The sequence below is a fragment of the Aminobacter sp. HY435 genome, from assembly GCF_027568395.1.
In the GTDB taxonomy this organism is placed as follows: Bacteria; Pseudomonadota; Alphaproteobacteria; order Rhizobiales; family Rhizobiaceae; genus Aminobacter.
On sequence record NZ_JANKZL010000012.1, the window covers coordinates 121,749 to 148,568 of the forward strand.

General features: G+C 64.7%; 24 protein-coding genes. 16 read left to right on the top strand and 8 right to left on the bottom strand.

The features are described from left to right. The first annotated feature begins 46 nt into the window (after nt 1-46). Nucleotides 47-2,056 (top strand): serine/threonine-protein kinase, encoded by a 2,010-nt coding sequence (locus PCJ21_RS18395; protein ID WP_269932878.1) that lies wholly within the window; start codon nt 47-49, stop codon nt 2,054-2,056. A gap of 43 nt (nt 2,057-2,099) precedes the next feature. Here the strand turns inward: PCJ21_RS18395 and PCJ21_RS18400 are convergent, their stop codons facing one another. The 4 genes from PCJ21_RS18400 to PCJ21_RS18415 all read right to left on the bottom strand — a co-directional run bounded on the left by PCJ21_RS18400 (nt 2,100) and on the right by PCJ21_RS18415 (nt 6,493). Beyond that, nucleotides 2,100-3,185, bottom strand: a complete 1,086-nt coding sequence (locus PCJ21_RS18400) for an alpha-hydroxy acid oxidase (protein WP_269932879.1) — start codon at nt 3,183-3,185, stop codon at nt 2,100-2,102. A 70-nt stretch (nt 3,186-3,255) separates the two neighbouring features. Then, entirely contained in the window at nt 3,256-3,606 is a 351-nt protein-coding gene (locus tag PCJ21_RS18405) for a RidA family protein (RefSeq protein WP_269932880.1), read from the bottom strand. Between the two features lie 101 nt (nt 3,607-3,707). Then, nucleotides 3,708-4,811 carry an NAD(P)/FAD-dependent oxidoreductase gene (locus tag PCJ21_RS18410; RefSeq protein WP_269932881.1) on the bottom strand — a complete coding sequence of 368 codons (1,104 nt, stop codon included), beginning with the start codon at nt 4,809-4,811 and terminating at the stop codon, nt 3,708-3,710. Between the two features lie 74 nt (nt 4,812-4,885). Then, nucleotides 4,886-6,493, bottom strand: coding sequence for an ABC transporter substrate-binding protein (locus PCJ21_RS18415; protein ID WP_269932882.1), 1,608 nt, complete (start codon nt 6,491-6,493; stop codon nt 4,886-4,888). Nucleotides 6,494-6,654: 161 nt separating this feature from the next. Here PCJ21_RS18415 and PCJ21_RS18420 point away from each other — a divergent pair, with 161 nt between their 5' ends. Next, the gene (locus PCJ21_RS18420; protein WP_269932883.1) at nt 6,655-7,566 is read left to right on the top strand and encodes a LysR substrate-binding domain-containing protein; all 912 of its coding nucleotides are present in this window, start codon (nt 6,655-6,657) and stop codon (nt 7,564-7,566) included. A 236-nt stretch (nt 7,567-7,802) separates the two neighbouring features. Here PCJ21_RS18420 and PCJ21_RS18425 read toward each other — a convergent pair whose 3' ends face one another. Together PCJ21_RS18425 and PCJ21_RS18430 are read right to left on the bottom strand one after the other, a co-directional pair. Then, the gene (locus tag PCJ21_RS18425) at nt 7,803-8,975 is read right to left on the bottom strand and encodes an ABC transporter substrate-binding protein (protein WP_269932884.1); all 1,173 of its coding nucleotides are present in this window, start codon (nt 8,973-8,975) and stop codon (nt 7,803-7,805) included. Between the two features lie 302 nt (nt 8,976-9,277). Beyond that, nucleotides 9,278-10,213, bottom strand: coding sequence for a LysR family transcriptional regulator (locus PCJ21_RS18430; RefSeq protein WP_269932885.1), 936 nt, complete (start codon nt 10,211-10,213; stop codon nt 9,278-9,280). A gap of 227 nt (nt 10,214-10,440) precedes the next feature. Here PCJ21_RS18430 and PCJ21_RS18435 point away from each other — a divergent pair, with 227 nt between their 5' ends. The 3 genes from PCJ21_RS18435 to PCJ21_RS18445 are packed head-to-tail and all read left to right on the top strand — an operon-like array spanning nt 10,441 to nt 13,316. Beyond that, a complete protein-coding gene (locus PCJ21_RS18435; RefSeq protein ID WP_269932886.1) occupies nt 10,441-11,598 on the top strand; it encodes an FAD-dependent oxidoreductase in 1,158 nt (385 codons plus the stop codon). A 47-nt stretch (nt 11,599-11,645) separates the two neighbouring features. Continuing rightward, nucleotides 11,646-12,434, top strand: coding sequence for an alpha/beta fold hydrolase (locus PCJ21_RS18440; RefSeq protein ID WP_269932887.1), 789 nt, complete (start codon nt 11,646-11,648; stop codon nt 12,432-12,434). A 12-nt stretch (nt 12,435-12,446) separates the two neighbouring features. Then, nucleotides 12,447-13,316, top strand: coding sequence for an alpha/beta hydrolase (locus PCJ21_RS18445; protein ID WP_269932888.1), 870 nt, complete (start codon nt 12,447-12,449; stop codon nt 13,314-13,316). 3 nt (nt 13,317-13,319) lie between these two features. Here the strand turns inward: PCJ21_RS18445 and PCJ21_RS18450 are convergent, their stop codons facing one another. Continuing rightward, the gene (locus tag PCJ21_RS18450) at nt 13,320-14,231 is read right to left on the bottom strand and encodes a LysR family transcriptional regulator (RefSeq protein WP_269932889.1); all 912 of its coding nucleotides are present in this window, start codon (nt 14,229-14,231) and stop codon (nt 13,320-13,322) included. A 190-nt stretch (nt 14,232-14,421) separates the two neighbouring features. On the opposite strand from PCJ21_RS18450, the gene PCJ21_RS18455 reads away from it, so the two are divergent. From PCJ21_RS18455 to PCJ21_RS18505, 11 genes are all read left to right on the top strand, one after another. Beyond that, the gene (locus PCJ21_RS18455) at nt 14,422-15,855 is read left to right on the top strand and encodes an NAD-dependent succinate-semialdehyde dehydrogenase (protein WP_269932890.1); all 1,434 of its coding nucleotides are present in this window, start codon (nt 14,422-14,424) and stop codon (nt 15,853-15,855) included. 32 nt (nt 15,856-15,887) lie between these two features. After that, nucleotides 15,888-16,847 (top strand): dihydrodipicolinate synthase family protein, encoded by a 960-nt coding sequence (locus PCJ21_RS18460; protein ID WP_269932891.1) that lies wholly within the window; start codon nt 15,888-15,890, stop codon nt 16,845-16,847. Nucleotides 16,848-16,930: 83 nt separating this feature from the next. Then, complete coding sequence (locus tag PCJ21_RS18465) at nt 16,931-17,476, top strand: 3-hydroxyanthranilate 3,4-dioxygenase (RefSeq protein ID WP_269932892.1); 546 nt, start codon at nt 16,931-16,933, stop codon at nt 17,474-17,476. 65 nt (nt 17,477-17,541) lie between these two features. After that, complete coding sequence (locus tag PCJ21_RS18470) at nt 17,542-18,711, top strand: ABC transporter substrate-binding protein (protein ID WP_269932893.1); 1,170 nt, start codon at nt 17,542-17,544, stop codon at nt 18,709-18,711. A 10-nt stretch (nt 18,712-18,721) separates the two neighbouring features. Beyond that, complete coding sequence (locus PCJ21_RS18475) at nt 18,722-19,696, top strand: MBL fold metallo-hydrolase (protein ID WP_269932894.1); 975 nt, start codon at nt 18,722-18,724, stop codon at nt 19,694-19,696. Nucleotides 19,697-19,722: 26 nt separating this feature from the next. Then, nucleotides 19,723-20,886 (top strand): ABC transporter substrate-binding protein, encoded by a 1,164-nt coding sequence (locus tag PCJ21_RS18480; RefSeq protein WP_269932895.1) that lies wholly within the window; start codon nt 19,723-19,725, stop codon nt 20,884-20,886. A gap of 78 nt (nt 20,887-20,964) precedes the next feature. Next, entirely contained in the window at nt 20,965-21,879 is a 915-nt protein-coding gene (locus PCJ21_RS18485; protein WP_269932896.1) for a branched-chain amino acid ABC transporter permease, read from the top strand. A gap of 19 nt (nt 21,880-21,898) precedes the next feature. Continuing rightward, a complete protein-coding gene (locus PCJ21_RS18490) occupies nt 21,899-22,882 on the top strand; it encodes a branched-chain amino acid ABC transporter permease (protein WP_269932897.1) in 984 nt (327 codons plus the stop codon). Next, nucleotides 22,879-23,637 (top strand): ABC transporter ATP-binding protein, encoded by a 759-nt coding sequence (locus PCJ21_RS18495; protein ID WP_269932898.1) that lies wholly within the window; start codon nt 22,879-22,881, stop codon nt 23,635-23,637. The genes PCJ21_RS18490 and PCJ21_RS18495 overlap by 4 nt, the downstream gene beginning before the upstream one ends. Then, nucleotides 23,631-24,332: an ABC transporter ATP-binding protein gene (locus PCJ21_RS18500; protein ID WP_269932899.1), complete on the top strand. Its 702-nt coding sequence runs from the start codon at nt 23,631-23,633 to the stop codon at nt 24,330-24,332. Before PCJ21_RS18495 ends, PCJ21_RS18500 begins: the two co-directional genes overlap by 7 nt. 10 nt (nt 24,333-24,342) lie before the next feature. Then, a complete protein-coding gene (locus tag PCJ21_RS18505) occupies nt 24,343-25,203 on the top strand; it encodes an aspartate dehydrogenase (protein ID WP_269932900.1) in 861 nt (286 codons plus the stop codon). 193 nt (nt 25,204-25,396) lie between these two features. On the opposite strand, the gene PCJ21_RS18510 is transcribed toward PCJ21_RS18505, so the two are convergent. Then, nucleotides 25,397-26,812: a phenylacetate--CoA ligase family protein gene (locus PCJ21_RS18510; protein WP_269932901.1), complete on the bottom strand. Its 1,416-nt coding sequence runs from the start codon at nt 26,810-26,812 to the stop codon at nt 25,397-25,399. Nucleotides 26,813-26,820: the final 8 nt, after the last annotated feature.

The following is a 26,820-nucleotide window of genomic DNA, read 5'->3' on the forward strand; positions in this document are numbered from 1 at the left end:
GAGCGATGGACGTTGCCAACGCATGCACTGACGGGACGCGCCGGCCATGACGTCGGACGACAAGACCCGCATCGCACCCGACACCGGCGTCCGCCAGGGGACGCAGCTCAACGGCATCTACGAAATCGACGAGCACATTGCCACCGGCGGGATGGGCGAGGTCTATCGCGGCCACAACATCCAGACCGGCGATCCGGTGGCCATCAAGGTGGTGCTGCGCGAGCTCGCCCGCGACCAGGGGATCCTGGCGCTGTTCCGCAAGGAAGCGTCGATCCTCAACCACCTGTCGCACGACGCCATCGTGCGCTACCACGTCTTCACCATCGACCCGACGATCGGCCGGCCGTACCTCGCCATGGAGTTCGTCGACGGCCAGTCGCTGGCCGAGCGCATGCGCCAGGGGGCACTCAACACGCGAGACGCCCGCAAGATGCTGGCGCGGGTGGCTTCGGGACTTGCGCTTGCGCATGAGGCGGGTGTCATCCATCGGGACCTGTCGCCCGACAACATCGTCCTGCCCGGCGGCAGTGTCGAAAAGACCAAGATCATCGACTTCGGCATCGCGCGTTCGGCCAATGTCGGCGGCGGCACGCTGCTGGGCGGCAGTTTCGCCGGCAAGTACAGCTTCGTCTCACCGGAGCAGCTCGGCCTGTTCGGCGGCGAGGTGACCGAGCGTTCCGACATCTATTCGCTGGGCCTGGTGCTGGCGGCCGCGCTGCGCGGCAAGCAGCTCGACATGGGCGGCTCGCCCGTCGAGGTCATCGAGAAGCGGCGAACGGTGCCGGATCTGGCAGGTGTGGATCCCGAGCTGTTGCCGCTGCTGGAGGCGATGCTGCAGCCCGATCCAGCAGACCGACCGCAAAGCGCCGACGAGATCGTCGAATGGCTCAGGCAAACCGGCGGCGGAACCAAGCCGGGTACGGTTGCGGTCGCTGCAGATCACGAACCGGTTGCTCGTGCGCCGGAGCCGAGCTGGCGCACATCCAGCGGGACGACGCCGGGAAAGCCACAACCGCCGCCGCCGGAGTCGCTGTTGCCGCGCGACGCACCCTGGCGCAACGCGCCCAAGCCGGCCAGGCCGGCGCCCGCGCCGCAGCCAAGTCCGGCGGCGTTCGCTGCTCCGCGTCGCGGCAGGACCGGGCTGATCGGCGGGCTTTTGCTGGTCGCCGCAGTTGTGGCGGGAGGCGCCTATCTTGCCGGCCTTCTGGATGGCTTGTGGCCTGGCGGCGCGGCGGTCCCACCTGGCACGACGGACACGCCGGTGCTCGAACAGACGGCGAATGGCAAGGTCAAGGGCGATGCGCCGGCACCGCAGCCGCAGGCAGAAAACAGGCCGACCGCCGCACCTGGCGACAACAAGCTGCCGCCGCCGATAGAGCCCGAAACGGCCAGACCTTCCGCGCCCGTCAAGCAGGTCGCGGTTGAAACCAAACCTGTGCCTGCCAGCGCGGCAGCGTGGTTCAAGTCGTTTGACGGCGGTCCCTGCTTCTACGCCGCGGTGAAGGATCCCTCGGCGGTCAACCCCGCCGTCGACGGCTTTGCCACGTCAAAGGCGCCGATGGACAAGCTGGCGCGCGACTTTTCCAGTTCATTCGCCGGCAAGCTGGCGCTGACCCCTCACATCATCGAGCGGGACCAATGCCCGGTGGCGGATTTCCTTGACGCCATGCGCCCCGACGTCAATGGGCTGACCCTGCAGCTGAACAAGAACCAGTTGAAGGTAGGGGACTCGCTTCAGGGCACGCTAACCGGGGCGGGTGGCCGCGACATCAACCTGCTGCTGATCGGCAAGGACGGCGTCGTCTACAACTTTGCCAACCTGCTGAAGCGTTCGGGTTCGAATGCGACGTTCAGCATGAAGCTCTTTCCGCTCAGCGACCAGGAAGCGATAGCGCCGGAACCTCATCTCATCGTGGCGCTGGCGAGCGACGGCGGACTGCGGTCAGCCGACATCAAGGATCCAGAGCTGGCGATCGACCTGTTTCCCCGGATACGCACCGAGGCCGAGGCGCAGCGGGCGGCCGTCGCGCTTGGATATTTCCAGTTCGGGAAGTAGCGTGCAGGGGCGGACGGCGGCCAGACCTCGGCTTCAGGTGAGCCTACAGGATCGAGTCCCTGGTCAGTTCCTTGACCGAGGAGCATCCGAGATGGCCCAGCGTCGTCCAGAACTCTCGCTTCAGAAGCTCGAGCGTCCGGCGCACGCCATATTCGCCGTCGGCGGCCAGGCCGAGCGCAATCAGGCGGCCCAGCGCGACGGCGTTGGCCCCGAGGGCTATTGCCGTGGCGATGTCGCTGCCGCGCCGAATGCCTGAATCGAAGATGATCGGAACATCGGCGCCGACGGCGTCGCGGACGGCGGGCAGTACGTCGAGCGCCGCCGGCACGCGGTCGATGGTGCGGGCGCCATAGTTGGAAACGTAAAGGGCGGCCGCGCCCGCGTCGAGCGCTGCCTTGGCGTCGCGGACGCTGCCGATGCCCTTGACGATGCACGGCAACGGAGCCTTGGCGATCGCGCTCGCGGCCTGCTGCCAGTTCCATCGCGGTTGGGTGAAGTCGAGCAACTCCGTAAGGCCGGCCGGGTCGGATTTACCGGGACCGAAATTGGAGGGGCCGGTCTCGCCGCGCACCGTGAAGCGGTCCTCCATCATGCGTTCGCGCCATTGGCGGATCGGCGAATAGCTGACGCAGATGTATTTGTAGCCGGCGGCTTTGGCGCGCTCCATCATTTCGACAACCGCGCCCTCGTCACCGACGAAGGTCATCTGGAACGTGGAGGCAACGGACGAAACCGCGGCGATCTCCTCGAGGGAATGCGCAGCCGCGACCGGCACCATCTGCTGGATGCCGACGGCTTCGGCGGCGCGTGCGATGGCGAGATGGCCCTCGGGATGGAACACTGCCTCACCCCCGCCAAAAGGCGCGACGAACGCCGGAAAGCTCAGGTCGAAACCCAGCACGCTGGTGCGCGTGTCGGGATTGCTGATGCCCGAAAACAGCGAGGTGGCGAAGCGACGCCTGTCGAAGGCGGCCGTGTTGTCGCGAAGCGTGACCTCGTCGCCGGTCCCGCACCACAAATAGTTCCAGTCGACCTCGGAGAGATGACGTTGGGCATCGTTGTGGATGCCGCGCAGCGTGGCGTATTTTTCTGAGGTCGCGTAGCGGTCGTCGATGCGGTTGTTGCTCATGAGGGCCGGCCTTCCAACTGTCCTGCGATGGGTTGCTGCCGCTGCCGTCGTCCGACAACGGCAGGATCGATCACGCCTTGGCCGCGATGACCACGACTTCGATCAGCCGCTTGGGGTCGCCGAGGTCGGCGCCGCCGATGGTGGCGCGCGAGGGCAGGTCGTCGCCGTCGATCCACTCGAGCCACGCCTCGTTCATCTCTTCCTTGCGCGTCATGTCGCTGAGATAGATGCGCGCCGAGAGGATCCTGGTCTTGTCCGAGCCGAGTTCGGCGAGGAGGTCGTCGAGCTTGGCGCAGACCTGCTGCGTCTGTTCCTTCATCCCCAGCGAGATATCAGATGCCGCGTGGCCGCCGAGATAGAGCACGCCATTGTGCTCGACCGCGCCGTGCATGATGCGGTGCTTGCGGTGACGTTTGATCATGAAATCGTCCTTTCTGAATGAAGAAGCGCCGCGCCACCTTGGTCACGGCGGCGCCAGACCGCTGACCAGAGCGGCTTGGCAGTTCGCCAGGAATGGCGTCCCTACGCGTTCGGCGCGTAGCTGGTGAGGGGTAGTTCGGTCGGCTTGCCGGTGACCAGATCGGCGAGGCACCTGCCGGCGAAGGGGCCGATCGTCAGGCCGGCGGCGCCCAGGCCGTTGCCGATGAGCAAGCCTTGCATATTCGGGGCGCGGCCAAGGATTGGCCTGTAATTGGGGCCAGCCGGACGGAAGCCGATACGGGTCTCGATATGGGTCGCGCTGGCGAGGCCCGGCGCGATGGCGAGACCGGCGGCAAGCACTTCGAGCTCGCCCGCCGCCGTGACGCGGTAGTCGAAGCCGGAATTGTCCTCGCGCGTCGCGCCGATGACAACGCGGGAGTCGTCGAAGGCCAGCATGTAGTGGCTGCCCATCGGCAACAGCGACGGCCACTTGGCGGTGGCGACACCGGGCAAGCGCAGATGGACGATCTGGCCCTTCTGCGGAGCGACCGGATGAACCATTCCCAGCGGGTTCAGGATCTGCGAGGCCCATGCGCCCGCGGTGACGACAATCTCGTCGGCTTCGATGCGCTTGCCGTTGCTGTCGTGGCAGATGGCGCGGCCGTCCTGCATCGACAAGGTGACGTGGTCGCTGCGCGAGGTGGCGCCCATCGCCACTGCCGCCCTGACCATCGCTGCGGCCAGCAGGCGGGCGTCGACGCGCGAGCCGCCGGGAATGAAGATCGCTTCCAGGTCGTCGCGCAACGGCGGAAACATCTCGCGTGCCTGGGCGGGCGTCAGGCGGCGGATGTCGCCAGCCTCGGGCGCATCCTTGAGGCGGCGCAGGATGCGCTCCTCTGCGGCGGCAAACTCGGCCTTGTCGTCGGCGACCACCAATGCCCCGACCTTGGCATAGCCAAGCGCCGTCTCGCCGCGCGACATCAGTCCTTCGATCAGTTCGTCATAGTAGCGCGCGCCGGCGGCATACAGGCGATACCATTCCGGCTCCTCGACCTTGGTGGCCCACGGACAGACGATGCCGGCGCCCGCCATGGTCGCCTTGCCCTGGTGCTCTTCGTCGACGATCTCGACGTCGATCCCCTGCTGCGCGAGGTGGTAGGCTGTGCTGGCGCCAAGGATTCCGGCGCCGATGATCAAGACACGCATTCAGTTCTTCCTGGTTGGAGCTGGCGTACCGTCCGGCACGCCAGCTCGGATTTGATCGAGCCCGCTTAGGCCCGTTATTCTTCGACCGTGACGCCGGAAAGCCGGCTCGTTCCGAAAATCGCCTGGTTGAAGCCCTTCACCTTCTTGCTGACAGCGGTCAGGCTGTCGGCGCCGCCGAGGATGACGGCCGGTACCTCGTCGTGAAACACCTGCTGCGCCTGCTTGTAGAGCTTCTCGCGTTCGGCCTGGTCAGTGATGGTGCCGGCCTTGTTCATGATCGCGATGAACTCGGGGTTGCACCAGGCACCGATGTTGGACGGGCTTGGCTTGCCGTTTGAATCGCAAGTGAAGTAGTTGTTGGGAATCTGGCTCGGATCGGGGAAATCGTAGATGCCGCCGAACATGCCGACCTGTGCCTCGCCTGCGCGGGCCCGGGTGATGTATTCGCTCCATTCGTAGGAAACGATCTCGGCCTTGACGCCGATCGCAGCCCAGTCGGACTGGATCAGTTCAGCGGCGCGGCGGCCGTGCGGCATATATGGCCGCGAGACGGGGACCGCCCAGATCTGGGTTTCGAAACCCTCGGGATAGCCGGCTTCCTTCAGCAGCGCTTTCGCCTTCTCGGGATCGTAGTCGTAGGCGCCGATCTGGTCGTCATGTCCCCACAGGGCCGGCGGAATGAGCGAGCCGGTGACCTTGCCAGTGCCGTCGTAGACGATGTCGACCAGCGGCTTCATGTTGATGGCGTGGGCAAGTGCTTCGCGCACCTTCTTGTTCTGGAACTTGTCTTCCTTGAAGTTGAAGGTGATGAAACCGGTCGAAGCGACCGGCGTGTAGACGAGATCGAGCACGTCGCTCTTTTCGATCGCCTCGCGGTCGGCGAGGTTGGGGAATAGCGAGATCATGCATTCGCCGGCAAAGGCGCGCTGCAGCCGCACCGAAGCGTCGGCGCTGATTGCCATGATGACGGAATCCACCTTCGGCGTGCGGGAGGCGTCGCCGATGGCAGCACCCCAGGTGTCGGCAAAGGGCCGCATGCGAACCACCGCGTCGGTCTGGTAGTCCTGCAGCGCGAAGGGGCCGGTGCCGATCGGCTGGCGGTCGAGCAGTTCGGGCGTTCCGGCCTTCAGGAGAGCATCGGCATATTCGGCCGACGTGATGGCCAGCGACTGGTGCGCCATGATGCCGAGGAAGGGCGCGAGCGGCGCCTTGAGCGTGAACGACACTGTGTGGTCGTCGACCTTCTTCACGCTTTCCAGCGTGTCAGCCAGCTTGGTGTTGAAGGTGACGTAGGTGCCGCCGCTGACCTTTGCATAGGGATGCGCCGGGTCGATCATGCGCTGAAAGGTGAAGACGACGTCGTCGGCGTTGAATTCGCGCGTAGGCGTGAAACCGGCGTCGGACTGCCATTTGACGCCTTGGCGCAGCTTGAAGGTGTAGGTCCTGGCGTCGTCGGAGATGCTCCAGCTTTCGGCCAGGCTTGGCCTGATCTCCGAGGTGCCGGCGGTCACCGACACCAGGCCGTCATAGATCTGGCCGAGAACGAACGAGGTTGTGCCGTTGGAGGTCAGCTGGGGGTTGAAGGTCTCGGGAGAGCCCTCGATGCAGACCGAAAGGTTGGCCGCATAAGCGGGCGCCGCGGCAAGCAGCGCCGCAACGCCAAGTCCTAATACTGATTTCATGTGAACACGTTCCCCATTTTTGACGGCAGCGCTCGTCCGGATGTCCATCCCGGCATCGCCTGATCGTCAGGGGAAGGCTTGACAACATGATTGTCAAATACCTTATTCTCCATACGTTATAACCAAATCTCATGTGCAGCTGCCGACGGGATGGAACGCCGATGAACATCAGGCAACTCGAGGCGTTTCACGCAACCATCGAGACCGGCTCGGTGACGCGTGCCGGCGAGAAATTGAAGATCTCCCAGCCGGCGGTCAGCAAGTTGCTCCGGGCCTTCGCCGAAACCTGCGGCTTCCAGCTTTTCGTTCGCAATGGCGCCAGAATCGTGCCGACGCTGGAAGCCAGGCTGCTCGCAGTCGAGGTGGAGCGGATGTTTTCCGGCACCGAACGGATAGCGCGGCTGGCCAATGCCGTGCGCAATCGGGAGTGGGGCGAGGTCAGTGTCGCAGCGCCTGCGGCGCTGGCGACGCGGTATCTTGCGCATGCTCTGTCGCCGTTTCTCGTCGATCAGCCCGATCTGCACTTCACCTTGCAAAGCCGGGCGTCGCCGCGCATCGCCGAACTGGTGGCGGCGCAGCAGATCGATATCGGCCTCAGCGTGCTGCCCATAGACCATCCGCATGTCGATGCCGAAATCATCATGCGTTTCGAGATGATCTGCATCCTGCCGGCCGAGCATCCGCTGGCCAAGCGCCAGGCCATCGAGATAGACGAGCTGCGCAACGAGCCGTTCATTTCGCTGCCGCGCGACGACTGTTCGCTGATGACGATCGACAGGGCGTTTCAGGTGAAGGGCGTGCAGAAACGCAACCGAATCGAGGTGCCGCTGTCGGAGACGGCCTGCGGGTTTGTCGCCAATGGCGTCGGCGTGTCGATCGTGCCGCCGTTTGTCGGGCTCGATTATCCCGAGAACCGCCTGGTTCGCCGGCCCCTGCTGCCGCAAACCTCGATGGACGTCTGGTTGCTGACGCCCAACTCCCGTCCGCCGTCGCTGGCGGCGCAAAAGCTTGCCGACTTCATTCGCGCAGCCGTTGCGCCCTTCGATCAGCGGGCCGGAAACCGGCCGACGTGATGCGCGCAGTCATCCACCAGGCGAGGAAGCCGGCCGCAAATGCGGTCGGTTTCTCGCTTGCGGGGTTGGATTCGTCTCAAACACGCAGCCGGATCGGGCGCTCGTGATGCCCAATCCGCTGCGCTTGCCCTACTTAGAGCGCCGTGCGTCCGAATGGACGCACAAAGGACGCTCTAACTTCCTGAGTTGGCGCATCGTGCTTTCCGAAAATCGGGTCCGATTTTCGGGCCGATGCGCTAGTCAGCCGGCATCTTGCATTCGACGGCGTAGCTGTCGCTGTGGGCCGTCAGCACCTTGCCTTCGGTCTTGAGCACCATCTTGCCGTCGGCGCCCTTCTCGGCCTTGAGCGAATACCAATCCTGCACCGGGTGCTGGTTGGGGCCGAACTTGAACGAGCCGCGCACCGAAGGGATTTCCTGGGTCAGCAGTGCCTTGCGGAAGGCCGGCAGGTCGTCGACGCCTGACTTTTCGAGGCCGGTGCCGATCAGCAATGCCGCGTCATAACCCTGCGCGGCATAATAAGTGATCGGGCGATCGCCGAACTTGGCCTTCCACGCCGCAACGAAGCTCTTGTTGACCGGATTGTCGAGGTCGTCGTTCCAGTGGCTGGTGACCTTCACGCCAAGCGCGGCGTCGCCCACCGCGCCGACGATGACCTGGTCGAGAGACGCCGGATGGACGACCATCGGGATGTCCTTGAGCAGGCCGGCCTGCTGGTACTGGCGCATGAAGGCGATGCCGAGCCCGCCCGGCTCGAACTCGTAGACGACATCGGGCTTGGCGGCGCGGATCTGCGCCATCTCGGCGGCGAAGTCGGTCTGGTCGAGGCCGGTATAGGTCTCGCCGACAACCTCGCCCTTGTAGAAGCGCTTGAAGGCGCCCATCGTTTCCTTGCCGGCCTGGTAGTTCGGCGCGATCAGGAAGGCCTTCTTGTAGCCGAGCGACTGGGCTAGCGCACCCGCGCTTTCGCCCTGGCTGTCGTCCTGCCAGGAGCTGACGAAGTAGTTGGGGTGGCAGTCCTTGCCGGCGAAGGTGGCGGATGCGGTGTTGGCGCTGACATAGATCGCGTCGCCATCCAGGATATCGGGCAGCGCGGCGAATGCGACGTTGGCGAAGACCATGCCGGTGAACAGCTTGATGTCCTGGTCGGACAGCATCTTTTCAGCAATCTGCTTGGCGTTGCCCGGCTTGAGGCCATCGTCCTCGACGACCAGTTCCACATCCTTGCCGCCAAGCTTGCCCTTGTTCTGCTCGATGGCGAGCTGGAAGCCGTCGCGGATGTCCTGGCCGAGATAGCCGGCCGGCCCCGAAAGCGTGGTGATCATGCCGATCTTGAGCGGGTCTTCGGCATAAGCCGCGCTGACGGACAGTGCCATGACGGCGGCCGACAAAATTCCCTTGAAATGCATCAGATTTGTTCCTCTTCCCCAAAATTCCCCAGCCGCTCACGCTCAGCTGCCGCAATTCTTGATCGCGGGATGTGCTGAGCCGTTGCAGATGCTTCAAAGGGAGGGGCAGCAGGACAGGCGGCCACGCACGTTCCCGAGGCCGGGGCGTCAGCTCACCAGGCTTCGTTTCGGATGGAGACCGCAACAGCCGCTCCTCCGCAGCGTTGTTCAACCGGCCAAGCTTGGCCCAACCAGCATTCCGGTAAATGGAAAACTCGTCATCCAGGCATGACGGGCAGGAATATCAATCGTGTAGCGATTACTTATACGTCATGACGCGCGAGGTCGGCGGCTGTACGGCGCAGCGTCTCCACAAGCACTTCGGCTGCTGGCGACAGGCGGGCATTCGTCCGTGTGGTGATGCCCATTGGCATGGCCGTGGCGCGCAAGGTCACCGGCAATATCACGATGGCGCCGGCGGCGGCCTCGCGGCGTGCGACCTGGGCGGGGAATACGCCGAGATAGTCGGCGTCGATCAACAGCGCCCTGTTGGTCAGCAGCGATACGGAATCGACCGCATGCGAAGGCGGTTCCAGCCCTTCCTCGCGAAAGGCGATGTCAATCTGGCGGCGCAGGCTGGTTTCCTGCGGCGGCAGGATCCACTCCCAGCCGATCAGGTCGGCGAGGTTGAGTTCGCTGCGCTCCGCCAGCGGGTGACCGCGGCGCGCGACGACGCAGGCGATATCGTCCATCAGCACTTCTTGGACGACGTTCAGCCGGTCGCGCTGCTCGGACAGCCGCCCGACCACCATGTCGAGTTCGCCGGCACGCAAGGCCGGGATCAAGACGTCGTTGGTGCCCTCGACGATCTTGACCACCAGCTTGGGCCGCTCCTTGCGCAGGCGGGCGATGGCCGTCGGCAGCAATTCGGCCGAGGCTGACAGCAGCGTTCCGATGGCAACGCGGCCACCGGTGCCGTCGCGCAGGTCGGCGAGATGCTCCTCGGCGTGCGCCAGCTGGGTGATGACGAGGCGCGCGTGTTCGGCCAGCGTGTCACCGAACATCGTTGGCACGACGCCGCGATTGGTGCGGTCGAACAGCCTTGCCTTGGTCAGCGCCTCGATCTCCTGCAGCGCCTTGGTGACGGCCGACTGGGTCATGTTCAGCCGCTTGGCCGCGCGAACAAGGTTACCTTCCTCCACGATGGCCACGACCATGCGCAGGTGCCGGATGGTCAAACGGCTCGTCAGCAGCTTCATCGCGCATCATCCTCCCAAAGGATTGTCCGGGCATTGATATTCCAAATCCTCATAGAGATTTCCAGAGAATTCACTTGTCTGCATGTCTATTCGCTGGAACTTTTGCCCCAAAGGCGTTGGCTGCCCTGGGGCGGGCCGGCGTGTGGAGGTATTTTTGGCCGGCTTCCGCCATTCGGGGCCGGCTTCAGGCGTCGGCAGGGATGCCGCACGGGGAGGACAATCCTGACATGATCGAGAAGACTGGAAACGGGCGCCGCGCGGAGATTGCCGGCGCGGGGATTGGCGGCCTTACGACCGCGGCGGCGTTGGCCCAGCGCGGCTGGTCGGTGACGGTGCATGAACGTGCGCCGAACCTCCGTACCTTCGGCGCCGGCATCTATATCTGGAGCAACGGCCTGCGCGTGCTCCAGGCTATCGGCGCTTACGACCAGGCCGTCGTCGGCGCCCATGTCGGGCCGCAGTTCCATACCCGCGACCACGACAACAGCACGATGGAGGAAATCCCCATCAACGGTGCCCGCGACGCCCGGCTGATCACCATCCTGCGCGAGCAGTTGATCAATTCGCTTGTCGATACCTGCCGCCGGAGTGGCGTCGAGATCATGACCAATTCGGAGGCGGTGGGCGCGACGCCTGAAGGAGAGCTGCTGCTCGCCGACGGCAGCAGGCGCCAGGCCGACCTCGTGGTCGGTGCCGACGGCATCAATTCGAAGGTGCGCGACTCGCTCGACCTGATGATGTACCGCAAGCATCTCGGCTACGGCGCGATCCGCATGCTGATTTCCCGCGATGACGCCGACGTGCCGGTGGAGGATCGCGACCGCTACATCGAATATTTCACCGGCACCCGTCGCATCCTCTACACGCCGGCCAGCGCCACCGACCTCTATGTCGCGCTGTGCTGTGCCGCCGACGACACCGTCGCGCTGAAGGTTCCGGCCGACCGCGCGCTGTGGACCGAATCCTTCCCGCATCTCGCCCATCTCGTCTCGCGCTTCGGCGATGCCGGCCGCTGGGACGCCTTCGAGGTGGTCAAGCTCAAGAAATGGAGCAAGGGTCGCACGGCGATCCTGGGCGATGCCGCGCACGCCATGCCGCCCTATCTCGGGCAGGGCGGCGGTTGCGCGCTGATGAACGGCCTGGGCCTTGCCGCCGCCGTAGCCGACGCCGCCGACATCGAACAGGCACTGGCCGCCTGGGAAGAGCGCGAGCGGCCGATCACCGAGCACACCCAGGACACGGCCGAGCGCCTCGGCGACATGAATCTCTGGCCCGACGACGTCCGTTCGCAGGTGATGAAGATCACCGGCAAGAGCCGCGAGATCGGGGCCGAGCGCATGAAGACGGCACGCCATGCGCCGACCGCGACCGAGCCGCTCGCCTGAACATGGACCATCAGGGTGCGGCGCGCCCCAGAATTCGGAGACATCAAATGAAATCCATCCAGATCGGCGCCAACACGCTTTCTTATGACGAGACCGGCGAGGGCGAGGTGCTGCTGCTTCTGTCGGGCTGGTGCCAGGACCACCGCCTGTTCAAGACGCTTGCGCCCGAGCTTGCGAAAACCCACCGGGTTATCCGCCTGGACTGGCGCGGCCATGGCGACCATCGCGAGCATGACGGCGACTTCACCGTCGACGACCATGCCTCCGACGTCGTCGCCTTCCTCGATAGACTGAACATCGACAAGGTCGTGCCGGTCTCGACCTCGCATGGCGGCTGGGCCAACATCGAGGTCACCGACAGGCTGGGCACGGCGCGCATCCCGCGCTCGGTCGTGATCGACTGGATCCAGACCACGCCGAACGAAGACTTCTTCCGCATGATCGACCACATCCAGGATCGCACCAACTGGGAGAATGGCCGCGGCGATTTCTTCAACTACTGGATCGGCGACACCGAAAACCAGGACATCGTCAATCACGTCAACAACGAGATGGCCAAGTACAGCTTCGAGATGTGGGCGCGTTCGGGCCGCGAGATCGGCAAGGCCTATCGCAAGTGGGGCAACCCGATGCAGCGCATGGCGGCGCTGAAAGAGAAGCGTCCGATCACCCATATCTATTCGCAACCCTTCGAGCCTGAGTATGCTCAGGCGCAGCTCGACTTCGCTGCCGGCAACGACTGGTACAAGCCAAACAAGCTGCCGGGCCGGACGCACTTCCCGACGCTCGAGCAGCCCAAGGTGGTGGCCGACACCATCCGTGCCTTCGTCGCCTGACAGGAGTAACGCATGAGCGTGCTTGCCGAAGAAGCCAACTGGCCGCGTGAAATCCTCGACCGCGACTACGGTGCACGGGCTTCCGTTACGCCTGAGGTCTTCGACACCGCGATGCGCGACTATCGCAGCCGCTCGGAGGAGATGCGGGGTCACGCCACGCATCTCGATGTTGTCTATGACGAAGAGAGCGGCCAGACGATCGACATTTATGGCACCTCAGGCGAGTTGAGGCCGGTGTTCGTGTTCATCCATGGCGGATACTGGCGCATGCTATCCAAGCATGACTCTGCCTTCATGGCGGCCATGCTGGCCAAGCAAGGCATCGCCACCGCCGTCGTCGACTACCGTCTGGCGCCCGAGGTCTCGCTCGACGAGATCGTCCGCGAGGTCAGGGCGGCGATCGGCTTCCTGTGGAACAACGGTCGCGAGTTCGGCATCGATCCCGAACGCATCCATGTCGGCGGCAGTTCGGCTGGCGGGCACCTGACGGGGGCGGTGCTCTCAGGCGGCTGGCACGATGATGCTGGCGTGCCGGAAGATGTCATCAAGGGCGCGCTGCCGATCAGCGGCCTGTTCCATCTCGCGCCGATTGCAAGATCGTTCGTGCAGAACTGGATCAAGCTGGATGATGCGGCCGTCGAACGGCTGAGCCCGGCCGCGAACCTGCCAAGGGTTGGCTGCCCGATCGTTGTCGCCTATGCCGATGGCGAGCCCGATGGCTTCCGGCGGCAATCGACTGAGTATGACCTGATGTGGCGCGAGGCGGGCTTTGCCTCGGAGCTTATGGAAATCCCTGGCCGCAACCACTTCGACGTGCTGCTCGACCTCGCTTCCGAGGATACGGCCCTGTCCAAGGCTCTGGTCAGGCTGATCAAGGGCTGAGCGTCAATTGCCGTCGCGCGGCGTCAGCTGCTGCGCGTAGCGGCGCACGACGGCGGCAAAGGCCGAGACGGCGGGCGAGACCGAACGACCGGTGGCGTGGATCAGCGACACCTCGCGCGAGATGGTCGGCTCGGCCAGCGGCTTGCCGGCGACTTTCCTGAAGCGCGCCGCCGCCAGCGCGTAGGTGGGCAGCACGGCGATGCCGAGGCCTGCCTCGACCAGCGCGATGGCCGTCGTCACCTGCGTTACCTCGAAGGCCGGCTTGAACGGCATCTGCGCCATCTCGAAGCCGACTTCGACCAGCAGGCGGATGCCGCTGTCGCGCGTCAGCGTGATGAGCGGCTGTTCCGCCAAGGCGGCCCATTTGACAGTGTCCGCGCCATAAAACGGACTGCGGTGGTCGCAGAACAGCATCAGGCTGTCACGCACCAGCGACAGCCGCTCGATGCCGTCTTCCGCCGGCGAGAAGGTGCCGAGGCCGCAATCGGCCTGGCCGCTGCGCACGCTTTCCACGATCTGCTCCGTACCGACGTCGGCGAGCTGCACGGAGATCCCGGGATAGCTCTTCTGGAACTCGGCGATCGCCTGTGGCAGCACGACGGAAGCGAGCAGCGGCGGTGCGGCGATGCGCAGGCGACCGCGCCGCCGCTCGGCCAGCATGTGCACGCCTTCCACCGCGTGCTCCAGCTCCTCGACAACCTTTGTCGCCGAGTTCTGGAATTCGCGCCCCGCATCGGTCAGTTCGACCCGGCGGGTGGTGCGGTCGAACAAACGCACTGACAATTCCGCCTCGAGGTCGCGGATTGCCTGCGACAGGGCAGGCTGTGCGGTTCCGAGGCGCTTGGAAGCGCGCGAAAAACTGCCGAGCTCGGCGACTGCCAGGAACTGCTGGATTTGCTTGATGGTGATCTTCACGGCGGTCTCCGTGGCGCAGGGCCGAGCGGCAAGGCTTCGATGAGCGTGATTTATACAGAAAACAGTCTTAATTTATCAGATAAATCCATCTTGTCGATATATCGGTTTCCGTCGATGTTGTGCCCACGACGGCACGGGCTGCTGCCCGGCACTGTCGAAATTGATGTCAATTGCGAAGCCGAGGCGCCCGATGTCCAACTACCCCGATCTCCAGCTTTACATCGGCGGCGCCTGGCGGCGGACGGCGGAAACGCTGCCTGTCATCAACCCGGCCGACGAGAGCGTGATCGGCGCGGTTCCGGTGGCATCCACCGGAGATCTCGATGCGGCTCTCGAAGCGGCCGAGCGCGGCTTTGCCGTCTGGCGCAAGACCTCGCCCGCCCGCCGCGCCGAGGTTCTGCGCAAGGCGGCAGCGCTTCTGCGCGAGCGCATCGACGAGATCGCCAAGGACATCACCCGCGAACACGGCAAGCCGTTCCAGCAGGCGCGCCTCGAAGTCATTCGCGGTGCCGAGTTCTTTGAGTGGGACGCCGGCGAGGCGCAGCGTACCTATGGCCGTGTCATCCCGAGCGAACCCGGCATCCGCTACATCGTTCATCACCAGCCGATCGGCACGGTGGCGGCGTTTTCGCCGTGGAATTTCCCGATGAGCCAGCCGGCGCGCAAGATCGCCGGTGCGCTCGCCGCTGGTTGCTCGATCATCATCAAGGCGGCGGAAGAGACACCAGCTGGTTGTCTGCATATTGCTCGTGCCTTCCACGACGCAGGCCTTCCGGCCGGTGTTCTAAACCTCGTCTTCGGCATTCCGGCGCAGATTTCCGAGTACCTCATCCCGCAGGAGCAGGTTCGCCTGATCGCCTTCACCGGCTCGACTGCGGTCGGCAGGACGCTGACCGGCCTCGCTTCCCGCTATGTGAAGCCGACGCTGATGGAACTCGGCGGCCACGCCCCTGTGATCGTCTGCGACGACGCCGACCCGGTGAAGGCCGGCATCGCCTCGGCCATCCGCAAGGTGCGCAATTCCGGCCAGGTCTGCACCTCGCCGACGCGCTTCTTCGTCCACGAGAAGGTCTACAAGTCGTTCACCGAGGCCTTCGTCGAGCGTGCCCGCGCCGTGAGGGTCGGCAACGGCCTGGAAGAAGGCATCGAGATGGGCCCGGTGGCCAACCATCGCCGCGTCGAGGCAATGGAAATGCTGGTCGCGGACGCTGTCTCGAAGGGTGCCAAGCTTCTGCTCGGCGGCGAACGCCCGCGCAACAGCGGCTATTTCTATCCCCCGACGATCCTCGCCGATCTGCCTGACGATGCACGCGTCATGCGCGAGGAGCCGTTCGGCCCGCTGGCGGTGATCAATCCCGTCTCCTCGCTAGAGGAGGCAATCGAAAAGGCCAATGGCGTGCCTTTCGGGCTCGCCGCCTACGCCTTCACCAATTCTGCTGCCAATGTCGACCAGATCACCGACGATCTCGAAGCCGGCAACGTTTCCATCAACACGCTTGAGGCCTCGGTTGCCGAGACGCCGTTTGGCGGCGTCAAGGAGAGTGGTTTTGGCCGTGAGGGCGGGGCGGAAGGCATCCTGCACTACATGGTGGCCAAGAACGTCTCGCACCGCATGGCAATCTAGCCGAAGTTCGCCTCGTAAAGGTTCGCAATTCGATGAAATACGACAAGAAGACCGCCAAGGCCCATTCGAGGGCGACGATGAAGGGCATCTGGGCCGCCGGCCTGATGCCGTTCAAGGATGACCTTTCGATCGACGAAGACGGTTTCCGCAGCAATATCGACCACTGGATCGGCGACCTCGGCATTGACGGCTTCTTCATCGCCGGCAAGCAGGGCGAGTTCTTCTCGATGTCGCTCGACGAGCGCAAGCGCAGCTTCGACCTCGCCGTTGATGCCTGCGCCGGTCGCGCCCAGACCATCATGTCCTGCTCCGACCAGAACATGGACGTGGTGATCGATCTGGCAAAACATGCCCAGAAGTGCGGCGCCGACTACATCGTCGTGCACGCCCCGATCCTGCATTTCTTCAAGGAGCAGGACGAGACGCTGCTCAACTACTACCGCACCATCGCCGACAAGGTGGATATCGGAATCGCCCTGTGGAGCCATCCCGACAGCGGCTACCTGATGAGCCCCGGGCTGTGCAACAAGCTCGCCGACATCGAGAACGTCGTCGCCATCAAGTATTCGGTGCCGCGCCCGATGTACAAGGAACTGACGGAACTTGCCGGCGACCGCATCCTCGTCAGCACGGCCTCCGAGGAGGAATGGCTGGACAACATCCTCGAGCTCAACTGGCAGCTCTACCTCTGCTCGTCGCCGCCCTATCTGATCCAGACCAAGCACGACAAGCGCATGCGCGAATACACCGACCTTGCCTTTTCAGGCAAAGCCGAGGAAGCACGCCGCATCCGCGCCAGCCTCGACCCGGTGCGCGCAGCGCTCAAGAATACGCGCCCGGCCGAGAAGCCGCACTCACACCAGAAGTACTGGCAGGAGCTTTTGGGGCAGGCGGGTGGACGCGTGCGCCCGCCACTGCTGGAACTGACCGAGGAAGAGAAGCGCGCCACCCGCGCCGCCTTCGAGGCCTGCGGGCTGAAGACCTCAGCTTGAAGACTTCGGCCTGAAGACTGGGGCCTGAAGACTGGGGCCTGACCAATCCGACGCTCGCGCGCCGACCCAAAGGAGGAACGACAATGACCAGACGCCTTTCGGCCTTCAGCTTCTCGAAGTGGATCGACGAGCACGCCCACCTGCTCAAGCCGCCTGTCGGCAACCAGCAGATCTGGGAAGACGCCGACCTGATGGTGACTGTCGTCGGCGGCCCCAACAAGCGCACCGACTATCATGACGATCCGGTCGAGGAGTTCTTCTACCAGCTCAAGGGCGACATGATGCTCAAGGTGGTGGACAACGGCAATTTCTACGACGTGCCGATCCGCGAGGGCGAGATCTTCCTTTTGCCGCCGCATGTGCGCCACTCGCCGCAGCGCCCGCAGGAGGGCTCCATCGGCCTCGTCGTCGAGCCGAAGCGCAACGACGGTCTGCTCGACGCCTTCGAATGGTACTGCTTCGACTGCAACGCGCTGGTCAAGCGCGTCGAAGTCACGCTGAAGAGCATCGTCCGCGACCTGCCGCCGATCTACCAGGCGTTCTACGCCGACGAGAAGGCGCGCACCTGCCCGAACTGCGGCTCGCTCCATCCGGGCAAGACCCCGCCGGAAGGCTGGGTGAAGCTCTAGGCCAAACTCACCGCAGATACGGTCCGTTGCCACGCGACGAACCGCCCACCCAGGACGTCCAACGCATGAAATTGAAATCTTCCATTCTGGCCCTTTCGGCTGCTTCGCTGTTCGCTTCGAGCGCGCTGGCCCAGGATCCGGTCAAGATCGGCATGATCACGACCCTTACGGGACCTGCAGGCTATCTCGGTCAGGACGTGCGCGACGGCTTCCAGCTCGCCGTCGACTTGGAAGGCGGCAAGCTCGGCGGCGTTCCCGTCAAGATGCTGGTGGAAGATGACGGCCTGAAGCCCGGCAACGGCCGCCAGATCGCCGATCGTTTTCTCAACGACGACGGCGTCAGGCTGTTCACCGGCATCGTCTTCTCCAACGTGGCCGGCGCCGCGGTTCCGGAGATCGTCGATGCGGACGCGATCTTCGTAAGCCCTAATGCCGGGCCCTCTGAATTCGCCGGCAAGGGCTGCAATCCCAACTACTTCGTCCTGTCGTGGCTGACCGACACGATGCAGGGGAGTGCCGGCCAGAACGCGAGTGACCTCGGCTACAAGAAGGCCTTCGTGCTGGCGCCAAACTACCAGGCCGGCAAGGACGCCATCGCCGGCTTCAAGCGCTATTTCAAAGGTGAGATCGCAGGCGAGATCTACACGCGTCTCGACCAGACCGATTTCGCCGCCGAGATGGCGCAGATCAAGGCAGCAAATCCCGACGTCGTGTTCCAGTTCCAGCCCGGCGGCCTCGGCATCGCCTTCCTGCGCCAGTACCAGCAGTCAGGCCTGCTCGGCGCTGTGCCGATGGTCATCGCCGAACCGTCGATGGATCACGCGATCCTCAAGGCTGTGGGCGACGCCGCCGAGGGTCTGAACGTCTCCGGCGCATGGAACACGGACCTCGACAACGACACCAACCGCACGTTCGTGGCGAAGTTCGAGGAGACCTACAAGCGCACCCCGACCATGTATGCGGCGCAGGGCTACGATACGGCACTCGCCATCGCCTCGGCGCTCAAGCTGACCGAAGGCGATGTCAAAGACATCGAAGCCTTCCGTCAGGCCATGTTGAAGACCGAGTTCAAGACCACACGTGGCTCTTTCAGCTTTGGTGCGAACCAGCACCCTGTGCAGGACTGGTACGCCATGCAGGTGGTGCGCGACGACGCCGGCAAGCTTGTCCTGAAGACCCGCAAGAAGCTTTTGAGCGACCACGGCGATCCGTTCGCCGGCGAATGCCGGATGTGAGGCGGATGCGGTGAGGGTCACGCGGGCACACATCGCCGAACTCGGCATCGAACTGGAGCAGCTTCACGCTGGTCCGGTGGTGGTGACGTGCATTCCCGACATGGCCAATGTCGCCTGGCCGGCAAAGGCGATCTTTGCGGGGCTTTCCCGCGCGGACCTGGAAGTCGCTGCACGGCGCTCGCCTGAGGGCACCGTCGACCCTGACGGCGAGACGGTGGCGCTCAGCTTCAACTGCTACGTCATCGAGACGCCAGATTATGTGGCGCTGATCGACGGCGGCATCGGCGATGGCAAGGAGAGGCCGCACCGGCCGGCCTGGCATCGACGCGAAACCCAGTTCCTCCAGACTTTGTCTGCGCTCGGCATTTCGCCCGAACGCGTCGACATCGTCATCAACACGCATCTGCACGCCGATCATGTCGGCTGGAACACAAGGCGGGAAGGCGAAACCTGGCGGCCGACCTTTCCCAATGCGCGCTACGTCGTCGCCGCGACCGAGCTTGCCCACTGGACCGGGGTTCACGAGGCCTCGGCCGACGGCAACACGCTGCATGGCGCCTTCGCAGATAGCGTGTTGCCCATCATCCGTACCGTCGGCTTCGAGGCTGTCGCTTCGGATGCCGAGGTCGCGACGGGGCTGCGGCTGAAGCCGGCGCCGGGACATTCGCCTGGCATGGTGGTCGTGTCGCTCGACACTGAAGAGGGCGAGGTGCTGTTCCTGGCCGACGCGGTCCACCATCCGCTGCAGCTCGGCGACGACAGCATCGTTTGCAACTTCTGCGAGGACCCGGTCCTGGCGCGCTCGACGCGGATAGGCCTGCTCGGCGCGGCGGCTGCCGCCGGCACCGTGCTCGCCCCTTATCATTTTCCCGCTCCTGTCTTCGGCCGGCTGACGGCAGAGGCGGTTTCGTTCCGGTTCGTGCCTCTCGACATCGAGGCAACGGGCCGGCCTGCAACAAGCCCGGCAATCAACAACGAGCGCTGAAACGCGCCGACAGAGGAGAACTGACGATGAATTTGAGAAAGAGCATTCTGGCTGCATCGGTTGCGGCATTTGCGGTGGTTCCGGCTTTCGCCGCCGATCCGGTCAAGATCGGCATGATCACCACGCTGTCAGGCCCGGCCGGCTATCTCGGCCAGGACATCCGCGATGGCTTCATGCTGGCGCTGGAGGAGGGCAAGCTGGGCGGCGTGCCGGTCGAGCTCGTGGTCGAGGATGACGGACTGAAGCCGGGGCAGGGCAAGCAGATCGCCGAGCGCTTCATGGGCGAGGAAGGCATCAAGCTGTTCACCGGCATCGTCTTCTCCAATGTCGCCGGCGCCACGGTTCCCGATATCGTCGACAACGACGCCTTCTATGTCAGTCCCAACGCCGCGCCGTCGAACATGGCCGGCAAGGAGTGCAACCCGAACTATTTCGTCGTCTCCTGGCAGAATGACAGCCTGCACGAGAGTGCCGGCCAGAACGCCACCAATCTCGGCTACAAGAAGGCCTTCGTTTTGGCCCCGAACTACCAGGCCGGCAAGGACGCCATCGCCGGCTTCAAGCGCTACTTCAAGGGCGAGATCGCCGGCGAGATCTACACCCGCCTTGACCAGACCGATTTCGCCGCCGAGCTCGCGCAGGTTCGCGCCGCCAAGCCCGACGTGGTGTTCCAGTTCCATCCCGGCGGCCTCGGCATCACCTTCCTGCGCCAGTACGAGCAGTCGGGGCTGATGAAGGAAATCCCGATGGTCGTGGCCGAGCCGTCGATGGATGGCGTCACCCTTGCCGCGGTTGGCGATGCCGCCATCGGGCTCAACGTGACCAGCCACTGGAATTCGGACTTCGACAACGCCGCCAACAAGAAGTTCATGGAAGCCTGGAACAAGGCCTACAACCGCCCGGTCACCTACTACGCCAGCCAGGGTTACGACGCAGCCCTTGCCTATGCCTCGGCGCTGAAGGCCACCGGCGGCAGCCTCGACGACGCCGACGCCTTCCGCGCAGCACTGCGCAAGGCCGACTTCGAATCCGTGCGCGGCAAGTTCGCCTTCGGCCCGAACCAGCATCCGGTGCAGAACTGGTACGCGCTGAAGGTCGAGAAGGGCGATGACGGCAAGCCGATGCTGAAGACCGTCGGCGAGGTCCTCAAGGACCATGGCGACGCCTACGCTGCCGAGTGCAAGATGTAGCCTCTGTCGGCTCGCGACGGCGGGTGGCAGCGCTGCCGTCCGCCAGTTTCCCCGTTATTCCAATCGAAACGACAGGCAATGACGCTCTTCCTCGAACAAATGCTGAATGGCGTGCAATTCGGCGTCATGCTCTTTTTGCTGGCGGCCGGCCTGACGCTGATCTTCGGCATCATGGGCGTCATCAACCTGGCGCATGGCTCGATCTACATGATCGGCGCCTATGCCGGCACATGGGCGGCTGCTGAGACCGGCTCGTTCTGGCTCGGCATTCCGGCAGCGCTTGCGGCCGCAGCCGTCACCGGTGCCGCGATCGAATTCCTCGTCGTGCGCAGGCTTTACCAGCGCGACCATCTCGACCAGGTGCTGGCGACCTTCGGCCTGATCCTGATCTTCAACCAGACCATCACCATCCTGTTCGGGCGCCAGCCGCTGTTCGTGTCGATGCCCGAAATGCTCGATGGCTCGGTCGAGCTTCTGCCCGGGCTGGTCTATCCGGTCTATCGCCTGGCCATCATTGCCGTCGGCCTGCTGGTGGCGCTCGGGCTCTATCTGCTGATCAACAAGACCCGCATCGGCATGCTGGTCCGCGCCGGCTCGACCAACCGCGAGATGGTACGCGCGCTCGGCGTCGACATCCGTCTGCTCTACACGCTCGTCTTCGGCCTCGGCGCGCTGCTGGCCGGTCTCGCCGGCTTCATGGCCGGGCCGATCCTCGCCGTGCAGGTCGGCATGGGCGAGCAGATCCTGATCACCACCTTCGTCGTCGTCGTCATCGGCGGCGTCGGTTCGATCCGCGGCGCCTTCTTCGCCAGCCTCATCCTCGGTGTCGTCGACACCGGCCTGCGCGCCTACCTGCCGGGCCTGCTGCGCCGGGTCATGGTTGGCCCGGAGGCCGACGCGCTCGGCGCGGGCATCTCGTCGATGGGCATCTACCTGTTGATGGCGATCGTCCTCCTCATCAGGCCGAAGGGCCTGTTCATCCGAAATTCCTGAACTAGGCGCTGACTGGCCCATGGAAAAGACACTCAAGCGACCCGTCTTGCTTGCCAGCGTGCTGATTGCGCTGATCGCATTGCCGACGGTCGCCGACGCCACCGGCTATGCCGCGCTGACGTCGCTCGCAACCCGCGTGCTGATCTACGGCATTGCCGCCGCCAGCCTCAACTTCGTGCTCGGCTATGGCGGCATGGTCAGCTTCGGCCACGCCGCCTTCTTCGGGATCGGCGGTTATGTCGTTGGCATCCTCTACCAGCACTATTCGCAGGGCGAGCCTTTGTTTGGCTTCATCCCTGGCACCAACCAGCTGTTGATCACCGTCCCAGTGGCGCTGGTGGTCTCCGGCCTGATGGCGGCGCTCATCGGCGCGCTGTCGCTGCGCACCGGCGGCGTGCAGTTCATCATGATCACGCTGGCCTTTGCCCAGATGCTGTTCTTCCTGTTCGTCTCGCTCAAGACCTATGGCGGCGACGACGGCCTGATCATCCGCCGCGCCAACGAACTGCCGGGGCTCAACATGCGCGACAAGCAGACCGTTTATTATGTCTGCCTTGCCTTCGCGGTGCTGTTCTTCTTCGTGCTGTGGCGCATCGTCAACTCGCGCTTCGGCAATGTCGTCGTCGGCCTGCGCCAGAGCGAGCGGCGCATGGCGGCGATCGGCCTGCCGGCCTATCGCTACAAGCTGATGGCCTTCGTCATTTCAGGCATGGGCTGCGGCCTGGCCGGCGCGCTGATGGCCAATTTCCTTCGTTTCGCCAGCCCCGACATGCTGCACTGGACCAAGTCGGGCGAGCTGATGGTGATGGTCATCCTCGGCGGCGTCGGCACGCTGTTCGGGCCGCTCATTGGTGCTGCCGTGTTCATCGTGCTGGAAACGCTGCTTGCCTCGTGGACCGAGAACTGGCAGCTCGGCCTCGGCCTGATCCTGCTGTTCGTCGTGCTCTACACTCAGGGCGGCGTGCAGGCGCTGGGCGCGCGTCTTCTCGGGAGGCGCGCATGAGCCGGCCGATCCTCAATGTCCGCGGGCTGGTCAAGCGCTTCGGCGGACTGCTTGCCACCGACCATGTCGACATCACCGTCAATCCGGGCGAGATCCACGCGCTGATCGGCCCGAACGGCGCCGGCAAGACGACGCTGATCTCGCAACTGATGGGCGAGCTCAAGCCCAATGAAGGAACCGTGGAGATCGACGGCAAGGCAGTCGACGGCCTGCCGACGGCAAAGCGCGTGTCGCTCGGTCTGGCGCGCACTTTCCAGATCACCTGCCTGCTGCCCGATTACACGGTGCGCGACAACGTTGCCATCGCCGTCCAGATCCGGCAGGGCCACAGCTTCCGCTTCTGGGGCGACGTGCGCCGAGAGACGGTGCTGGCCGAGGAGGCGACACACTTTCTCGCGACAGTCGGCCTTGAGGGCCGCGCCGACGAGCTGGTTGCCAACCTGTCCCATGGCGAGCAGAAGCAGCTGGAACTTGCGGTCGCACTGGCGACCAAGCCACGTCTGCTGCTGCTCGACGAGCCGATGGCCGGGCTCGGCCATGTCGAGAGCCAGCAGATGATCGAGATCCTGCGCGGTCTCAGGAGCCATGTCTCGATGCTGCTGGTCGAGCACGACATGGAGGCGGTGTTCGCGTTGGCCGATCGCATCTCGGTGCTGGTCTACGGTCGTGTCATTGCCACCGGCAGCGTCGACGAGATCAGGGACAATCCGGAAGTCCGCACCGCCTATCTGGGCGAAGGAGACGAGCAATGCTGAGCGTCGCCAAACTGCAATCGGGCTATGGCCGCAGCCAGGTGCTCTTCGACGTCGAGCTGGAGATCGGCGACGGCGAGGTCGTCACGTTGCTCGGCCGCAACGGCATGGGCAAGACCACCACCGTCAAGTCGATCATGGGGCTGGTGCGGCCGATGTCGGGCGAGGTGCGCTTCACCGGCCGCGACGTGCGCGGCGCGACCCCCGAGACGGTCGCCCGGCTTGGCGTCGGCCTGGTGCCCGAGGGCCGGCAAACCTTTGCCACGCTCACCGTGCGCGAAAACCTCGTCGCCACCGCTGCCAACCGCCTCGGCCGCAAGAACCCGTGGACGCTGGAGCGCGTCTATGCGCTGTTTCCTAGGCTGAAGGAGCGGGCCGGGCAGGCGGCGGGCACGCTGTCGGGTGGCGAGCAGCAGATGCTCGTTGTCGGCCGGGCGCTGATGACCAATCCCAAGCTGCTCATCCTTGACGAGGCGACCGAGGGGCTGGCACCTGTCATCCGCGCCGAGATCTGGCGCTGCATCGAGGCTCTGAAGGCGGAAGGGCAGTCGATCCTTCTGATCGACAAGAACCTCAACGTGCTGAAGCGCCTGGCCGACCGCCATTACATCCTCGAAAAGGGCCGTACCGTCTGGTCGGGCACCGGCACGGACCTGACCAACAACGCCGAGCTGGTGCAGCGCTATGTCGGGCTCTAAGGCAGGAAAAATGCGAAGCGGTTTTCCGTCTGGAGTTGCGTCACAGCAAGGGCCCGGCACGTCTCGACGCCGCCTCCGGCTCTGCCTCGTCGGCTGGGGAGCGATTGCCTCGCGGGTCGGCGAACTGCTGGCCGAGCGACAGCCTGATGCGGTCGAAATCGTCGCCGTGGCCGTGCGCGATGCCAGTCGCGAGCGCGCCGGCCTGCCGCAAGGCGCGTGCCTGATCTCCGGGCCAGACGAACTTGCCGGGCTTGATCTGGACATGGTGATCGAGGCGGCTGGACGCCCAGCGGTGGCCGTGTGGGGCGAGGCGGCGCTGCGCCACGCCGGCAGCTTCGTCGTCTCTTCGACCAGTGCGTTCACCGACGAGGCGTTGTTCGGCCTGCTGCTCGCAGCGGCCGACGAGACCGGAAGCCGCATCCTTGTTCCCTCAGGCGCGCTCGGCGACCTCGGCGCGCTCGCCGCAGCCTCGGTGCTGCCGCTCGACGAAGTCCGCCATACTATCGTCAAACCACCCCTCGCCTGGCGGGGCACCAAGGCAGGCGAGTTGATCGACCTCGACAAACTCACCCAGCGCACCGAGTTCTTTGTCGGCTCGGCGCGCGAAGCGGCAGCAAGCTTCCCGCAGAACGCCAATGTCGCCGTCATCACCGCATTGTCTGGGATTGGCCTCGACCGCACACGGGTTGTGCTGGTGGCCGACCCGGATGTCAGCCGCAACGTTCATGAGATCAGCGCCTCCGGCGCATTCGGCAAGCTGGACCTCAGGCTCGAAAACGAGCCCCTGAAGACCAACCCGAAATCGTCGGAAATGACCGCGCTCAGCCTCGTTCGCGTCATCGAAAACAGCGTGGCAACGCTGGTGCGCTGACCGGCACGCGGTCAAATGGACGGCCCCCGAGCCTTCATGGAGCCTGCACCGACCTGCCGCCGAGGTAGGACCGGGAAGGGTTCGGCTATGGAGCGCCGTACGTCCAAGGGGACGCACGACGCTCCTGCCTATTGAAGCTTCGCCTCGTGCCTTGCAAGATCGTGGACCGTTAGCTCGGTCCGGCGCGCGGCACTCAGCTCTTTCGTAGATCGAGCAGGCGCCGGACCTTGTCCCGGCCCAGCCTGGTATGTTCGACCAGCGACCCCGCCTCGACGATTTCGATGTCGACCTTGACGCCGAGATCCTTGAACAACTCGCGCCGCATGTCCGCCTCGAGCGCCGCCGCATCGACCTGCGCCGACTTGCGTTCGATCCGCACCGTCATCTCCTCGCGGCGGCCGAGGCCCTCGCCGACATGATAGGCCACGCAGATGTAATCGCCAGTCGTGCGGTCGTCCTTGGTCACCGCGTTCTGGCAGGCCAGCGGATAGACGTTGGTGCCGCGCAGCTTCACCATTTCGTCGGCACGGCCGAGGAAGGTGGAGAGCTTGCGCGTGATCAGGCCGGACTCGGATTCCTCCCGGTCGGTCATGATCATCAGGTCGCGGAGGTCGTAGCGGATGAGCGGCGGCACCGACCTGTGCAGGCTGGTCGCCACGACATTGCCGCGCGTGCCATAGGGCACCGGCACGCCGGTGTCGGTGTCGAGGATCTGGACGTAGACGGTGTCCTCGCTGATGTGCTTGCCGTTGCGCTCGCGGCCCTCGAAGGCGATCAGGCCGATCTCGTGGCTGCCGTAGTTGTCATAGACCGGGCAGCCCCAGGCCTCCTCGAGCTTCTGGCGGAAATGTCCCTCGACATCCGGCCCGAGATAGGAATGCAGGAAGCGGGTCTTCAGCTGGTGCAGGTCGAACTTCATCTCCTCGGCGACCTGGGCGAGGCGGCCGAGATATTCGCCGCGCGCGAACCACCAGTCCACACCCCATTCCCTGGCGTATTCGAGCTTGCGCTCGCTGGGCGTGACGATGCCGGTGCCGGTGGTCACGGGCACGCAGCCGAGCCAGTTGAACAGGCCGGTGAAGGCGTTCCAGGCCGAATTGGCGAGCGAGTTGGTGTAGGTGATCTGGACGACGTCGCCCGGCCGCGCGCCCTGTTCGTAGAAGGCGCGAGCTGCCTGCACCGCCTGTACTTCCCAGGCGATCGGGTCGAACAGTGTCGGGCGCGGCATGCCGGTGGTGCCGCCGCTGGTCTGGATCTTGAGCGGGAATTTGCCGAAATCGGCGCGGGTGAACTTGTAGTGGTCGCCGAAGGGCGGGGCCGACGCCAGCGCGCCCTTGAGATCGTCGCTGTTGAAGGTCGGAATCCGGTCGATGTGCTCGAGCCTGGTCACGTCGCCCGGTTCAAGCCCGGCGGCACCCCACAGCCGCTGGTAGAACGGCACCTGCCAGGCATCGGCGACGCGGTCGAGGAAGCGCTTTTCCTGCAGCGCGTGCATGGCGTCCGCCGCCAGGCGGCCGGTGGTGGCGCTGAAATGCGGCGGCGGCGGAAAATCCGCCATGAACTGGTCCCAGTCGACGGATTTGCAATAGTACGGAATGCTCAGGGTCATTGGCAGGT

Excerpts from the sequence above, each read along its gene's own strand:
- PCJ21_RS18440 (WP_269932887.1), top strand. The coding sequence starts at position 11,646 with ATGAAATCCATCCAGATCGGCGCCAACACGCTTTCTTATGACGAGACC.
- PCJ21_RS18435 (WP_269932886.1), top strand. The coding sequence starts at position 10,441 with ATGATCGAGAAGACTGGAAACGGGCGCCGCGCGGAGATTGCCGGCGCG.
- PCJ21_RS18405 (WP_269932880.1), bottom strand. The coding sequence starts at position 3,606 with ATGATCAAACGTCACCGCAAGCACCGCATCATGCACGGCGCGGTCGAG.
- PCJ21_RS18455 (WP_269932890.1), top strand. The coding sequence starts at position 14,422 with ATGTCCAACTACCCCGATCTCCAGCTTTACATCGGCGGCGCCTGGCGG.
- PCJ21_RS18510 (WP_269932901.1), bottom strand. The coding sequence starts at position 26,812 with ATGACCCTGAGCATTCCGTACTATTGCAAATCCGTCGACTGGGACCAG.
- PCJ21_RS18465 (WP_269932892.1), top strand. The coding sequence starts at position 16,931 with ATGACCAGACGCCTTTCGGCCTTCAGCTTCTCGAAGTGGATCGACGAG.
- PCJ21_RS18415 (WP_269932882.1), bottom strand. The coding sequence starts at position 6,493 with ATGAAATCAGTATTAGGACTTGGCGTTGCGGCGCTGCTTGCCGCGGCG.
- PCJ21_RS18480 (WP_269932895.1), top strand. The coding sequence starts at position 19,723 with ATGAATTTGAGAAAGAGCATTCTGGCTGCATCGGTTGCGGCATTTGCG.
- PCJ21_RS18495 (WP_269932898.1), top strand. The coding sequence starts at position 22,879 with ATGAGCCGGCCGATCCTCAATGTCCGCGGGCTGGTCAAGCGCTTCGGC.
- PCJ21_RS18445 (WP_269932888.1), top strand. The coding sequence starts at position 12,447 with ATGAGCGTGCTTGCCGAAGAAGCCAACTGGCCGCGTGAAATCCTCGAC.
- PCJ21_RS18485 (WP_269932896.1), top strand. The coding sequence starts at position 20,965 with ATGACGCTCTTCCTCGAACAAATGCTGAATGGCGTGCAATTCGGCGTC.
- PCJ21_RS18395 (WP_269932878.1), top strand. The coding sequence starts at position 47 with ATGACGTCGGACGACAAGACCCGCATCGCACCCGACACCGGCGTCCGC.
- PCJ21_RS18470 (WP_269932893.1), top strand. The coding sequence starts at position 17,542 with ATGAAATTGAAATCTTCCATTCTGGCCCTTTCGGCTGCTTCGCTGTTC.
- PCJ21_RS18425 (WP_269932884.1), bottom strand. The coding sequence starts at position 8,975 with ATGCATTTCAAGGGAATTTTGTCGGCCGCCGTCATGGCACTGTCCGTC.
- PCJ21_RS18500 (WP_269932899.1), top strand. The coding sequence starts at position 23,631 with ATGCTGAGCGTCGCCAAACTGCAATCGGGCTATGGCCGCAGCCAGGTG.
- PCJ21_RS18410 (WP_269932881.1), bottom strand. The coding sequence starts at position 4,811 with ATGCGTGTCTTGATCATCGGCGCCGGAATCCTTGGCGCCAGCACAGCC.
- PCJ21_RS18490 (WP_269932897.1), top strand. The coding sequence starts at position 21,899 with ATGGAAAAGACACTCAAGCGACCCGTCTTGCTTGCCAGCGTGCTGATT.
- PCJ21_RS18420 (WP_269932883.1), top strand. The coding sequence starts at position 6,655 with ATGAACATCAGGCAACTCGAGGCGTTTCACGCAACCATCGAGACCGGC.
- PCJ21_RS18505 (WP_269932900.1), top strand. The coding sequence starts at position 24,343 with ATGCGAAGCGGTTTTCCGTCTGGAGTTGCGTCACAGCAAGGGCCCGGC.
- PCJ21_RS18400 (WP_269932879.1), bottom strand. The coding sequence starts at position 3,185 with ATGAGCAACAACCGCATCGACGACCGCTACGCGACCTCAGAAAAATAC.
- PCJ21_RS18430 (WP_269932885.1), bottom strand. The coding sequence starts at position 10,213 with ATGAAGCTGCTGACGAGCCGTTTGACCATCCGGCACCTGCGCATGGTC.
- PCJ21_RS18460 (WP_269932891.1), top strand. The coding sequence starts at position 15,888 with ATGAAATACGACAAGAAGACCGCCAAGGCCCATTCGAGGGCGACGATG.